Here is a 12,337-nt window from a genome sequence, read left to right on the forward strand (position 1 = left end):
TCTGAAGGTCACTGAAAAAGTCCAGATGCTGTCATTCTGAATGAAACGTAGTGAAATGAAGAATCTTTTAAAAATAATAAATGGGGGGTAAAAAAATGGAAAAATTTCTCGTAATCGGAGAAAGAATTCACTGTATTTCACCAGTTATTCGTAAAGCCTTAGCTGAAAGAGATCCGGAGCCAATCTTGAAAAGAGCTAAGGAGCAAATCGATGCCGGTGCAGACTATGTAGATGTAAATATTGGTCCTGCCGAAAGAGACGGAGAGGAATTAATGACCTGGGCAGTACAGCTAATTCAATCCAACTTTGACAACGTACCGCTGGCATTAGACACCGTAAACAGAAAAGCCATTGAAGCAGGTTTAAAAGCATATAACAGTGAGAAGGGGAAAGCCATCATTAACTCTGCTGATGCAGGTCCAAGAATAGATTTATTCGAATTAGCCGCACAGTATGATGCGAAAATCATTGGTCTTTGTGCAAAAGAGGGTATACCAAGAGATAATGATGAGCGTATGGCTTATTGTACAGAAATGCTTGAAAAGGCTATGGAAGTGGGCATGGACCCTACAGACATCCTTTTTGACCCATTGTTCTTGGTTGTAAAGGGAATGCAAGAAAAGCAAAATGAAGTATTGGAAGCAATCCGCATGATTACGGAAATGGGTCTGAAGACAACGGGAGGACTGAGCAATATCTCCAATGGCGCGCCAAAGCATATTCGCCCTAAAATGGATGCAGTTTTTGCAGCCATGGCAATGCAGGCTGGTCTTTCATCAGCAATCATCAATCCATGTGATAAGGAATTAATGGAAACTATTAAGACTTGTGATGTAATCAAAGGAAATATCCTATACGCTGATTCCTATCTAGAATTATAATTTACATAAATATGATGATTTAAAGGGAGGGAATGAAAGATGAACTTGTTTCAAACGATTTTTACAGGTTCAAATCAAGCAGTAAGTGCAGCAGAGGGTTTACTGAAGCAAGCAATCGAACAGAAAGGCAGAGATCATAAGGTTGCTTTCCCAGATACTGCTTATGCCTTGCCGGTAATCTATGCTGCTACAGGGATCAAGATCACTACATTAGGTGAACTTGAAGGTGCTATTGGCATTGTGAAAAGCTTGATCGTAGAAGAGCTTCAATTGACGCAAGCATTGAACGCAGGTCTAGCTACAGCCGTTTCAGCAGAGATTATCGAGGCCATCAAGTACGCCATGAATGAAACGCCTTACGAAGCACCTTGTGCCGGCCATATCAGTGACCCGATTATCCGTTCTTTAGGGGTTCCGCTGGTTACGGGAGATATCCCGGGGGTTGCCGTTGTACTCGGTGAATGTCCGGACAGTGCTACAGCTGCAAAGGTAATTAAGGATTATCAATCAAAGGGTCTATTAACTTTCCTGGTAGGAAAAGTGATTGATCAGGCGATCGAAGGCAATGTAAAAATGGGCTTAGAGCTTCGTGTAATCCCATTGGGCTATGACGTAACTTCTGTAATCCACGTAGTATCTGTAGCGATTCGTGCCAGCTTGATTTTTGGTGCCGTAGAGCCAGGAAAACTGGATAAACATATGGAGTACACCAAGAATAGAGTTCCAGCCTTTGTTAATGCCTTTGGACCATTAAGCGAATTGGTAGTATCTGCCGGTGCCGGTGCAATAGCCCTTGGATTCCCGGTTATTACAGATCAGGTGGTGCCTGAAGTACCAACCTTACTGTTAACACAAAAAGATTATGATAAATTTGTTGCCACTTCTCTTGAAGCAAGAGGAATCAAAATCAAGATCACAGAGCTTCCAATTCCCGTTGCATTTGCAGCTGCTTTCGAAGGTGAAAGAATTCGTAAGGAAGATATGTATATCGAATTTGGCGGAGCTAAGACAGAATGCTGGGAGCTATTAAGAAAGAAAGAACTGTCCGAAATCGAAGATCACAAAATTGAAGTTATCGGACCAGATATCGACAGCGTTGAAGGGGATACAAAGAGACTGCCAATGGCTGTTATCGTAGACGTTGCAGGCAAGAACATGCAGGAAGACTTCGAGCCGGTATTGGAACGACGTATTCACTACTTCATGAACTATACAGAAGGTGTAATGCACGTTGGACAAAGAGATACAGCATGGATCCGTGTAGGCAAAGAAGCCTTTGAAAAAGGATTTAGATTAAAGCATTTTGGTGAAATCCTTTATGCAAAAATGCTGGATGAGTTTGATACCGTAGTAGATAAGTGTCAAGTAACGATCATTACAGATGCAGAGAAGGTAAAAGCATTAAAGGCTGAGTATGCAGCACCAAGATATGCAGCAAGAGATGCCCGCTTGGCTTCCTTGACCGATGAAAGCGTAGATACCTTCTATTCCTGTAAACTATGTCAATCCTTCGCTCCTGCCCACGTATGTATAGTGACCCCTGAGAGATTGGGACTTTGTGGTGCCGTTAGCTGGCTGGATGCAAAAGCAACAAAAGAACTTGATCCAACGGGACCATGTCAGCCAATCTTAAAAGAAGGTGTTGAGGACGAAGTAAAAGGTATTTGGAAATCTGTAAATGAGTATGTAGAAGAAAACTCTCAAGGTGCAGTAGGCAGAGTAACCCTATACAGCTTGATGGAAGATCCTATGACTTCCTGTGGATGCTTTGAGTGCATCGCAGGTATTATGCCGGAAGCAAACGGAGTAATCATTGTAAACCGTGAGTTCCCAGGAGAAACACCGGTAGGTATGCGCTTCGGCGAATTGGCTTCTATGACTGGCGGCGGGGTGCAAACACCAGGATTTATGGGCCATGGCAGATACTTCATTTCTTCAAAGAAATTCATCTCTGCAGAAGGCGGAACAGCCAGAATCGTATGGATGCCAAAGGAATTAAAAGAATCCGTAAGAGAGAAATTGAATCAAACAGCAAAAGAAGTACTAGGTATTGACGACTTTGTAGATATGGTTTGTGATGAGACGATTGCAACGGATCCAGAAAAGGTGTTGGAATTCTTAACTGAAAAAGGACATCCTGCATTGACAATGGATTCTATCATGTAGAACAGGGGGAAGTTTACATGTATCCAGAAGATTTAAAGTATTATCATAAGCATACTTGGGTAAAGGTTGAAGGGGATACTGCCCTAATTGGGATCACCCATTATGCCCAATCCAAGCTGGGAGAAGTACTGTTTGTTGAAATGCCGGAAATAGGAGATGAACTGAAAGCTGGCAAGGATTTTGGAGTTGTTGAATCCTCTAAGGTAGCATCCGACCTCTACGCGCCAATTTCTGGCGAGGTATTGGAAATCAACGAAAGACTTGACGAAGAACCGGAGTTTATTAACGAAGAACCCTATGAAGCTTGGATTGTAAAAGTTCAGATTGCTGATGAATCAGAATTAGATGCACTGATGAGTGCAGCAGATTATGAGGCGACATTAGCTTAAGTAAAGGTAAATATCTTTTCCCCCCTAGGGGGAAAAGATATTTTTTGGAGGTATAATAATATGCTCAAAGTAAAGTTTATACCAGAAAATGTAGAAGTAATGGCTGATCCAGGAGAGAACTTGATTGAGGCGGCAAGGCGGGCCAATGTGTTTATTGATGCTCCTTGCAACGGAAACGGGTCCTGCGGAAAGTGCAAGGTAAAGCTGGTTGCAGGAAAAGCTGAAACGAAGGAAACCCACCATATAAAAGAGGCAGAATGGGCAGAGGGGTATATATTGGCTTGCGAGGCAAAAGTTATAGAAGATGTTGTGGTTGAAATCCCTACCAATCATGCTACCAATTTAGCCGGAATGAGAATAGAAGGTATATCGGAGCCAAGAGAAAAGGAAATATTTGAAAGAGCCAGAAAGCAAGTGATTGATAACGGAATGTCCTTTGGGTCCTATGTGAAGAAGGAATACTTGGAGATTGAATTACCCACCCTTGACGATAATATTTCCGATTGGGATCGGATAAAAAGGCATCTGCGTATTCATTTGGGATTTACGAAGGTATTTTGCAGACTGCCTATGCTGCGAAAAATTCCCAATACACTGCGGGAGAGCGATTTTAAAGTTACCATCACCCATATTCCTAGAGGAGACAATCGAACAACTATTGTGAATATCGAAGGGGGAGATACCAGAAGCCGCTTATATGGTGTAGCTTTAGACATCGGAACTACTTCTGTAGCCGCCTGTTTAGTAGATCTCTATGAAGGTAAGCTTTTAGCCAAGGCTTCTGCCGGCAATGCCCAGATGAAATATGGGGCCGATGTGATTAATCGAATTATATATGCCACAAAAAAAGGTGGTTTGGAGAAGCTGACCCATGCCATCGTTCATGAGACGATTAATCCTCTGTTGGGAAAAATGTATACTGAGGCAGGGGTTCACCGGGATGAAGTGATTGCTTTTGTTGCTGCAGGAAATACCACCATGTGTCATTTATTGTTAGGTGTATATCCTGACCATCTTCGGAGAGAACCTTATATCCCTGCTTTTATTCGTGCACCTTTTATAAAAACTTCAGAGCTGGAGTTGGAAGCAAATCCTGAGACCTTTATCTATATCGTACCCTCTGTGGCAAGCTATGTGGGCGGCGATATTACTGCAGGCGTATTATCCTCCGGTATATGGGCCTCAGAAGAAAATGTTCTGTTTATTGATTTAGGGACTAATGGGGAGATTGTATTTGGAAATAAGGACTATTTTATGACCTGCGCATGCTCTGCAGGACCGGCCTTTGAAGGAGGAGAAATCAGCAGCGGGATGCGGGCAGCGCCTGGTGCCATAGAACGAATCTCCATCGATTCATCTACCCTAGAACCCCGGCTGAAAACTATTAACGAAGAAGCACCGAAAGGAATCTGCGGTTCCGGACTCATTGATTTGATTGCTGAGATGATGGTCACAGGGATCATTGACCGAAGGGGTAAGCTAAACCGGGATTTAAACACAAAACGAATCCGGTTTGATGAGTACGAGATCGGAGAATACGTACTAGTGTTTAAGGAAGAGTGGAATCTGGATGAGGATATTACAGTAACAGAAATTGATATTGACAACTTTATTAAAGCGAAAGGAGCAGTTTATTCCGGAGCTGCTACCCTGATTGAAAGTCTCGGATTGGATATGAGCATTATCGATCGTGTATATATTGCAGGCGGGATTGGCAACAGCTTAGCCATTGACAAGGCCATACAAATCGGCCTATTTCCTGACATCGACAGAGAAAAATATATTTACATTGGCAACAGTTCTTTGATGGGATGTTATCTTACCTTAATGAGCGAGGATGCCCGCAGGAAACTAGAAACTATTGCCGGACAAATGACCTATATGGAGCTGAGTGCTTACCCAAGCTATATGGATGAGTTTATTTCCGCCTGTTTTTTACCTCATACAGATATTGAGCGGTTCCCATCAGTATCATTAAAATAAATAACCAATAGATTGTTCTGAAGATTTCTATACAGGCAAAACCCCTGTAAAGGAATCTTCTTTTGCAGAAACCGAAAGGAATGGATGCCATGAACACAGTTTTAACCTTATCCAAAAATCTTTGTAACAACTGCTATAAATGTATATGAGGAGGCAGGAAAATGGATTATCGAGCAGTACAAGAAGATCGGCAGGGGAAAGTGCCCTATGAGTTTATCCGGGATATTTTTAAAAATAAAGATCCTCTTATGATGTCAGAGCTGGCCAGCGCTCCCTATGATCCAGAGAATGGACGCTTTACTGTGCATATGATGGGGAGGCGCTACCAGGTGCAGTATCCAACGGGAGAAATCTACACAGAGGATGGGGAGCCTATAGAGGTATATGCAGTAATGACATTATTCTTGCGGTATCTGGCAAATGCCAGGGGAATCCCAGCCACGGGAAAGGACATCACCTACAAGGAAATCCCTGGAGGCCATGTATATTACAGCAATTTCAATAATAGAACTATCCATCGTTTGGCCAGAATCTTTGGAAACCGTCTGGAAGAGCTTAAGAAAGCCTTTGAAGCTGTAGGGGGCCAGCCTGTAGAAATGGGGGACGTGGGCTATCGCTTTCAATTTATGAATAATGTCTATTTGACCTTCATTCTTTGGAGGGGGGATGATGAGCTGCCAGCAGCGGCAAATATTCTGTTTGATATGAACACGCCTTATTACTTCGATGCAGAAGACCTGGCTGTGGTTGGCGATGTGGCCATTGGAGTCCTTAGAAATCACGGGAAGATACCCAACTGGAAGGGACTTTATGAAAATAAGCATAAAAAAGAGGAATGAATCTAGATGGCTTATAGGAATTTAACAGAGCCTAAGAATAAAAGGACTCCATTTATTGAATGAAGTCCTTTTCCATTAGTTTACATATGCTTCTTTGCTTCAATCAGCATACCATTAGCCATTTCCATGTATTCAATAGCCTTTTCTATATGGGCAGCCACTTCCGGACGATTCATAAGCTTTGCTTTTTCTACCCACTGCTGGAAGCTGTCCTGATGGGATCGGTTATGATTGATCCAATGTACCAGCAGTACGCGTAGGGTTTTCTCATCATTCTCTATGCTGGCCGGGGATGGATGCTCATGGTCATGATCGCCGTGATCATGATCGTGGGAATGATTATGGTCATGGCTGTGGGTATGATCGTGATCGTGGGTATGTACGTGATGATGCTCGTGCTCATGGTGGTAGCTGTGGCCGCTGGGGCTCTCATGGCTGTGCCCGTGGCTGTGCTGGTGATCATGGCTGTGTTCATGGCCATGATCATGGGTATGACAGTGATGGTTTTTTTCGTCGGAATGCATAATATAATCCCTCTCCTTTTTCTTGATGATTATGATAACCCTCCAGGCAATCATCAATGATCGGAAACTTGATTGTTCTGATAGGGCTTGTCAGTCTATTTAATATTAAATTCTTTTTTTAGGATACTGATGGCATCCTTAATCAGGAGCATCAATGGTTTATTCTCCAATCCAACCAGTTCAAAATTATCCGGTATGATTGGCAATAGAATTTTTAAGGCTTCTGCATCGGCTATAGCTGTGGCAATAGCAGGGGTAACCTCTCCCATCATGGCATTGGGTATAATGAGAGATGCAGGCCCTAAAATGACACTGGCTTTTTTGATGGATACGGCAATAGCATTTTCCCCTGTGGCGCCTTTATTCGCATGGCTTTTCAGCATGGCTGAGGTTGCCGTTGCATTGGTCCCAAGACCATATATTTCAAAATGGGCTGGCAGCTCCTGCCGAAGATGGGTTACAATCTGGCTCCCAATTCCTCCGCCCATTCCATCTATTACTGCGATGATCATCTGAAGGTCCCCCAAATTTAATTATTTCTTTTCTTCAATGATAATTTTATGATCGATCAGGCGGATTTCTTTTACATAGCCCTCTACAATTTTTTGTTCCCCCAGCAGATCACTGAGATATATTTTGCCATTCTCAGGCTTCATATAGACAACATTCTCCATGATTTTTCTTTCGCCTTGAGGGGTTGCTAAGTAGGCAATTGATTCACACATATTCATTCCTCCGTTTTTAGTGTAATTTGCAAAAAGATTCCTCTAAGGCTGCTTCAGCAGCTTAAAGAAATCTTCATGATTTCGAGATAGCTATACAAGAACTCTTTGTTAAAAGCATATCATAAATTCCAGAGCTTCGTCAATGCAAGTTTTCTGAATGGATTGAAATGTCCACCAGATATAGTCTGTAGGACAGACTATAGATCGATACGGGGCTCGTTTATTTAAAGGAAAAGAGGGGTAAAATATGGATGAATGGAGGTGTTTTGATGGAAAAAATGTTATTGAGCAAAGAGATCAATCAGGTTTTTGAAGGCTTTGAGGAAGGCAAAAAAATACAGCTTCAAAAAGAATTGGAACTGATCCAAAATCCAAGAACCATTGGGGAGCTGCTGAAGGCGCTGGAAGAGCATATTAAAGAAAAAAGCTCTCTAACACCCCACTTCTTCAAGGTGATTGAAACCCTGGAGTTAGAAGACTTATTTCCCTATGTGTTGAATGCTATTGAGAAAATAGACAGCAGTCTTTTTAAGGAATATGTTTTTAGATCCCTATCCGCTATATCAAGGGATATAGAAGAAGTAGAAAAATATTTACCCGCTGTCATGCGGATCATTGAAGAATCAAAGGATTATCGGGTAGTCTATCAAGGGGTAGTGGCGCTGTATAAAATGGTTCAAGCCCATCCCAGTTTAGGAAAACAACTGAATCAAAAACGGATCGCGGTTAACCTCTCGATCCTGCAGGACATACTGAATATGTTAAAGCATGTGGATCGGTGGGAATCAGATTTTCATAAAAATAGTAATGTGCGAACACCCTTAGGAGATCCCGATGAATTCTTTGCTTTTGCCAGTCAGTTTATGGCTTTTTAATTATATGGATATTAAAGTTATGATTGAGAATGGTCGATACTAGGGATAAAGGTGATGGAAACCATTGGAAAGAACCATTTTATAAAGGGGTGAGCAGGATGAAAATCAATGGTACGAGCATGGAGAACCGATATATCCATTCCAGCATGCCAGAATCCAAGGAACAGCCCAAGAAAAGCGACAATCAGAAAACAGAAGGCATCAGGGATGAATATGTGCCTTCCAGCCATCAACAGAGACCTATCAACTATGATAAGCCTAAGATTGACCAAGGCACGATACAAAAACTGAAAGCAGAAAGCGAGCGGACTTATCAGCATCTCCGGCAAATGGTTGAAAAGCTTTTAAAGCAGCAGGGCCTGACTTTGCAGGAGGCGGACAAGCTAGAGATTGATGAAGAAACCAGACTCGAAGCACAAGGGATGATCGCCGAGGGCGGGCCTTTGAGTCCTGAAGCCGTCAGCGACCGAATTGTGGATTTTGCCAAGGCGATCTCAGGAGGAGACAAAGAAAAAATAAGCATGCTTAGGGATGCCATTGAAGAGGGATTTAGGGCAGTGGAGAAGATCTTTGGCGGGGAACTTCCGGAGATCTCAAAGCGAACCTATCAGCTCGTCATGGAAAAGCTAGACAAATGGGCAGAAGAATAGTTGCATAAGATAAACTTAGGGATCCTGAAAGTGGATCCTTAGTTTTTATGCGGAAAAAAGGATAATGGAAATAGGTGGAGAAGAGTATAATAAATAATGGATATAAGAATTGGAGGGGTGTAGGATGAAATACGAGATAAGAGGAGGAAACCTGCCGGTGGTGATCCTTGAGCTTCAGCGGGGAGAGTCGGTTTTTACGGAATCTGGCGGCATGGGATGGATGACTGCCGGATTTGACATGGATACCAATATGGAAGGCGGTCTTTTGGGGGGACTTGCCAGAAAGCTCTCAGGAGAGTCCCTGTTTATGACCAACTATACCTGCCGGGAATCTACTGGCACTATTGCTTTCCCATCTTCCTTCCCAGGGACGATTATTCCTTTAAGCCTGCAAGGAGGACAGTCTGTGATCTGTCAGAAACGAAGCTTCTTAGTAGGAGAGCGGTCTGCAAAGCTGGAGATTCACTTTAAGCAGCGTTTTAGTGCGGGACTATTTGGCGGGGAAGGGTTTATATTGCAGCGGATTACTGGGCCGGGGACGATTTTTGTAGAAATTGACGGTTCGGTGATTGAGTACGATCTTAGGTCAGGGGAGGAGCTAAAGGTTGATACCGGGCATGTGGCAATGTTTGAGCCCACTGTACAGTTTGAGATCGAGAGAGTCAAAGGGATTACCAATATGCTTTTTGGTGGAGAAGGATTGTTCCTGACCCGATTGAGGGGACCGGGAAAGGTATGGCTTCAAACCATGCCGATTCCAAATCTGGCAGGTCAACTGCTGCCATTCCTGCCAACAGGGAAAAGTGATTAATACAAAAAATAGAAAAGACTCCGTTGAAGGAGTTTTTTCTATTTTCCAATGATCTGTTTTAAAAACCTTTGTGTTCTTTCATGCTTTGGCGCACAAAAGATTTCTTCTGGTGAGCCCTGCTCAATGATTGCCCCATGATCCATAAATATTACTCGATCTGCTACATCTCTGGCAAAGCTCATTTCATGGGTAACAATGATCATGGTCATGTGTTTTTCTGCCAAACTACGGATAACACTTAGAACCTCTCCGACTAATTCAGGATCTAAGGCGGAAGTCGGCTCATCGAATAATATGACATGGGGATTTACTGCCATAGCTCTAGCGATACCGATTCGCTGCTGCTGACCGCCAGATAAACGAGACGGATATTGGTCGCGTTTTTCAAGCAGTCCAACCTGTGTCAATAATGCATCACCAGCTAATTGGGCTTCAGCTTTGGACATTTTCTTCACAGTTATTAAGGCTTCTGTTATGTTCTCTAAGGCCGTCTTATTTTTGAAAAGATTATAGCTTTGAAATACCATGGCGCTGGCTTTGCGAATGTTACGGATTTCCTGTTTACGGGCTTTTTCTGCATCTACTTGAAAACCGTTTATTTCTATGGTTCCTTGATCAGGAGCTTCTAAATAATTAAGGCATCTTAATAGGGTTGATTTACCGGAGCCGGAGGGACCGATAATAACGACTACTTCTCCCTGACTTATTTCTAAATCAATTCCCCGTAAAACCGGGTTATTTCCAAAGCTTTTATGCAGATTTTGTATTTTAATCATAGAATCACCCTCTAATAGGCTTTATTCAAACGTGTTTCCAGCTTTCCTAAAAAATAACTCATACAGATTGTAATAAGCCAGTAAACCATTAAGACTACTAAATAGCTTTCAAAAAATTTATAGGTGGCTGCAGCTGACATTTTGGCTTGTGCCAACATTTCCGGTACACCTAAAGTAAAGGCCAGGGAGGAACTCTTCACCAAATCAACCAGACTATTGCCCAGAGAAGGAATGGCAACACGGGCTGCTTGGGGAAGGACAATCCTTTTCATGCCTTGCCAGGGAGTCATTCCTACAGATAAGCATGCTTCTATTTGTCCTTTGTCTATGGATTGAATGGCTCCTCGTATAGATTCGGCCATATAAGCAGCACTGTGAAGACCTAAGCCGATGAAGGCTGCTGTATACGCATTCATTCTGGAAAATTGCGGGATGATTTGAGGTATCCCATAGTAAAGTAGGAATAATTGTACCAGCAAGGGTGTCCCCCTAAAAAAGGATATATAAACCCTTGATAAGGGATATAGAAGTCTGATTCTATAGGTTGCAATCAATGCCAGTGTCGTCCCTATGCATAAGGCAATCAATGAAGCAATGAAGGTTAAACTCAGAGTTACATGGACGTATTGAAAGACTCTTGGAGAGACCTCCAGCATGAATGCTGTATCGATATTCAGATTCATTTTTATTACCTGCCACTCTAGATTTATTTGCTTGTGATATCTGTGTTAAACCATTTGTTAGAGATTTTTTCTAGAGTACCATCTTGTCTCATTTCAAGGATGGCCTTATCTATTTTCTCAATTAAAGCTTTGTTATCATCATTTTTTACAAAAGGAAAAGAATTTTCCAGTGATTTTACAGGATCTCCGCCTAGTTGAAGATCTAATCCGGATTTCTGAATATTGATTATCCCCGCAAGCTTATCGTTCATCACGGCATCGATTCTGCCGATAGCTACATCTTGAAGGGAACCAATAAAATCTTCATAGGTGATTACGTTAATTTCATTGTTAACATCATATTCTTTAATAAGCTGTTCATAATTTGATCCTAAACTAACACCTACTTTTTTACCTTTCAGATCCTCCAGAGATTTAATATCCTCATTGCCCTTTTTAACAACTAACTGCGCACCAGAGAATACGTAAGGCGTGGGAAATAAATATTTCTCTTTTCGTTGCTCTGTAATGGTAATTTGATTAGATATGGTATTGATTTTACCTGTATCCAGCATTCCAAACAAACCACTAAATTCTGCAGTTTCAAACTTTACTTCATAGCCAATTCTTTTGCTGATTTCATTCCATACATCTATTTCGAATCCATCTAGCTTACCTTCGGAATTCATAAAGGTAAAGGGGGGATAACCTCCAGATGTACCGATCGTAATCGTTGGATTTCCTACTTTACTACTAGGAATTGATTTACAGCCAACGGCTATAACCAACATCAATAAAGCCAGTGATATCAAAGCTAATGACCTTTTCTTAAATTGCATACTATTCTCCTCCTAAATCATAGTAATTTGATATGAATTTATGAAATTATTCTACCATCACAAAATATTTATGTCAACTGGTAACTTTTTTTGGGTAATAGTGAGGTAGATTACCTATTAGAATTAAGAAAGGAAAAGCAATCATGAGAATTACGAAAAAGGAAAAAATAAAAAAAGAAATTATGAAAAGAATATATTGACAGGATTGTGAAGAAGG

Annotated in this window: 14 protein-coding genes; 8 read left to right on the forward strand and 6 right to left on the reverse strand. The window is 41.8% G+C overall.

Features of this window, described 5'->3' with window-relative positions:
* The first annotated feature begins 95 nt into the window (after window positions 1-95).
* From acsE to BUB56_RS06235, 5 genes are all read left to right on the forward strand, one after another.
* Window positions 96-881: a carbon monoxide dehydrogenase/acetyl-CoA synthase methytransferase subunit gene (acsE, locus tag BUB56_RS06215; protein WP_110940507.1), complete on the forward strand. Its 786-nt coding sequence runs from the start codon at window positions 96-98 to the stop codon at window positions 879-881.
* 39 nt (window positions 882-920) lie between these two features.
* Window positions 921-3,047: an acetyl-CoA decarbonylase/synthase complex subunit alpha/beta gene (gene acsB, locus BUB56_RS06220; protein WP_110940508.1), complete on the forward strand. Its 2,127-nt coding sequence runs from the start codon at window positions 921-923 to the stop codon at window positions 3,045-3,047.
* Between the two features lie 17 nt (window positions 3,048-3,064).
* A complete protein-coding gene (gcvH, locus tag BUB56_RS06225) occupies window positions 3,065-3,436 on the forward strand; it encodes a glycine cleavage system protein GcvH (protein ID WP_110940509.1) in 372 nt (123 codons plus the stop codon).
* A gap of 60 nt (window positions 3,437-3,496) precedes the next feature.
* Window positions 3,497-5,419 carry a corrinoid activation/regeneration protein AcsV gene (gene acsV / locus BUB56_RS06230; RefSeq protein ID WP_110940510.1) on the forward strand — a complete coding sequence of 641 codons (1,923 nt, stop codon included), beginning with the start codon at window positions 3,497-3,499 and terminating at the stop codon, window positions 5,417-5,419.
* A gap of 161 nt (window positions 5,420-5,580) precedes the next feature.
* Window positions 5,581-6,258, forward strand: a complete 678-nt coding sequence (locus BUB56_RS06235; protein ID WP_110940511.1) for a DUF3786 domain-containing protein — start codon at window positions 5,581-5,583, stop codon at window positions 6,256-6,258.
* 80 nt (window positions 6,259-6,338) lie between these two features.
* Here BUB56_RS06235 and BUB56_RS06240 read toward each other — a convergent pair whose 3' ends face one another.
* From BUB56_RS06240 to BUB56_RS06250, 3 genes are all read right to left on the reverse strand, one after another.
* Complete coding sequence (locus BUB56_RS06240; RefSeq protein ID WP_242946235.1) at window positions 6,339-6,782, reverse strand: zinc transporter; 444 nt, start codon at window positions 6,780-6,782, stop codon at window positions 6,339-6,341.
* A gap of 95 nt (window positions 6,783-6,877) precedes the next feature.
* Window positions 6,878-7,294: a DUF3842 family protein gene (locus BUB56_RS06245; protein ID WP_110940512.1), complete on the reverse strand. Its 417-nt coding sequence runs from the start codon at window positions 7,292-7,294 to the stop codon at window positions 6,878-6,880.
* Window positions 7,295-7,315: 21 nt separating this feature from the next.
* Window positions 7,316-7,507, reverse strand: a complete 192-nt coding sequence (locus BUB56_RS06250; protein WP_110940513.1) for a CooT family nickel-binding protein — start codon at window positions 7,505-7,507, stop codon at window positions 7,316-7,318.
* Between the two features lie 269 nt (window positions 7,508-7,776).
* On the opposite strand from BUB56_RS06250, the gene BUB56_RS06255 reads away from it, so the two are divergent.
* The 3 genes from BUB56_RS06255 (at window position 7,777) to BUB56_RS06265 (ending at window position 9,843) form a co-directional block, all read left to right on the forward strand.
* The gene (locus BUB56_RS06255; protein WP_110940514.1) at window positions 7,777-8,382 is read left to right on the forward strand and encodes a hypothetical protein; all 606 of its coding nucleotides are present in this window, start codon (window positions 7,777-7,779) and stop codon (window positions 8,380-8,382) included.
* Between the two features lie 98 nt (window positions 8,383-8,480).
* Window positions 8,481-9,032: a hypothetical protein gene (locus BUB56_RS06260; protein WP_110940515.1), complete on the forward strand. Its 552-nt coding sequence runs from the start codon at window positions 8,481-8,483 to the stop codon at window positions 9,030-9,032.
* A 124-nt stretch (window positions 9,033-9,156) separates the two neighbouring features.
* Window positions 9,157-9,843 carry a TIGR00266 family protein gene (locus tag BUB56_RS06265; RefSeq protein WP_110940516.1) on the forward strand — a complete coding sequence of 229 codons (687 nt, stop codon included), beginning with the start codon at window positions 9,157-9,159 and terminating at the stop codon, window positions 9,841-9,843.
* A gap of 38 nt (window positions 9,844-9,881) precedes the next feature.
* On the opposite strand, the gene BUB56_RS06270 is transcribed toward BUB56_RS06265, so the two are convergent.
* The 3 genes from BUB56_RS06270 to BUB56_RS06280 are packed head-to-tail and all read right to left on the reverse strand — an operon-like array spanning window position 9,882 to window position 12,120.
* Window positions 9,882-10,619, reverse strand: coding sequence for an amino acid ABC transporter ATP-binding protein (locus BUB56_RS06270; RefSeq protein ID WP_110940517.1), 738 nt, complete (start codon window positions 10,617-10,619; stop codon window positions 9,882-9,884).
* An 11-nt stretch (window positions 10,620-10,630) separates the two neighbouring features.
* Entirely contained in the window at window positions 10,631-11,302 is a 672-nt protein-coding gene (locus tag BUB56_RS06275; RefSeq protein ID WP_110940518.1) for an amino acid ABC transporter permease, read from the reverse strand.
* Window positions 11,303-11,325: 23 nt separating this feature from the next.
* Window positions 11,326-12,120, reverse strand: coding sequence for an amino acid ABC transporter substrate-binding protein (locus tag BUB56_RS06280; RefSeq protein ID WP_110940519.1), 795 nt, complete (start codon window positions 12,118-12,120; stop codon window positions 11,326-11,328).
* Window positions 12,121-12,337: the final 217 nt, after the last annotated feature.

Origin of the sequence: Geosporobacter subterraneus DSM 17957, from assembly GCF_900142145.1 — a bacterium.
GTDB classification, from domain to species: Bacteria; Bacillota; Clostridia; order Peptostreptococcales; family Thermotaleaceae; genus Geosporobacter; species Geosporobacter subterraneus.

Excerpts from the sequence above, each read along its gene's own strand:
- BUB56_RS06270 (WP_110940517.1), bottom strand. The coding sequence starts at position 10,619 with ATGATTAAAATACAAAATCTGCATAAAAGCTTTGGAAATAACCCGGTT.
- acsB (WP_110940508.1), top strand. The coding sequence starts at position 921 with ATGAACTTGTTTCAAACGATTTTTACAGGTTCAAATCAAGCAGTAAGT.
- acsE (WP_110940507.1), top strand. The coding sequence starts at position 96 with ATGGAAAAATTTCTCGTAATCGGAGAAAGAATTCACTGTATTTCACCA.
- BUB56_RS06260 (WP_110940515.1), top strand. The coding sequence starts at position 8,481 with ATGAAAATCAATGGTACGAGCATGGAGAACCGATATATCCATTCCAGC.
- BUB56_RS06250 (WP_110940513.1), bottom strand. The coding sequence starts at position 7,507 with ATGTGTGAATCAATTGCCTACTTAGCAACCCCTCAAGGCGAAAGAAAA.
- BUB56_RS06280 (WP_110940519.1), bottom strand. The coding sequence starts at position 12,120 with ATGCAATTTAAGAAAAGGTCATTAGCTTTGATATCACTGGCTTTATTG.
- BUB56_RS06255 (WP_110940514.1), top strand. The coding sequence starts at position 7,777 with ATGGAAAAAATGTTATTGAGCAAAGAGATCAATCAGGTTTTTGAAGGC.
- BUB56_RS06265 (WP_110940516.1), top strand. The coding sequence starts at position 9,157 with ATGAAATACGAGATAAGAGGAGGAAACCTGCCGGTGGTGATCCTTGAG.
- BUB56_RS06240 (WP_242946235.1), bottom strand. The coding sequence starts at position 6,782 with ATGCATTCCGACGAAAAAAACCATCACTGTCATACCCATGATCATGGC.
- BUB56_RS06245 (WP_110940512.1), bottom strand. The coding sequence starts at position 7,294 with ATGATCATCGCAGTAATAGATGGAATGGGCGGAGGAATTGGGAGCCAG.
- BUB56_RS06275 (WP_110940518.1), bottom strand. The coding sequence starts at position 11,302 with ATGAATCTGAATATCGATACAGCATTCATGCTGGAGGTCTCTCCAAGA.
- BUB56_RS06235 (WP_110940511.1), top strand. The coding sequence starts at position 5,581 with ATGGATTATCGAGCAGTACAAGAAGATCGGCAGGGGAAAGTGCCCTAT.
- acsV (WP_110940510.1), top strand. The coding sequence starts at position 3,497 with ATGCTCAAAGTAAAGTTTATACCAGAAAATGTAGAAGTAATGGCTGAT.
- gcvH (WP_110940509.1), top strand. The coding sequence starts at position 3,065 with ATGTATCCAGAAGATTTAAAGTATTATCATAAGCATACTTGGGTAAAG.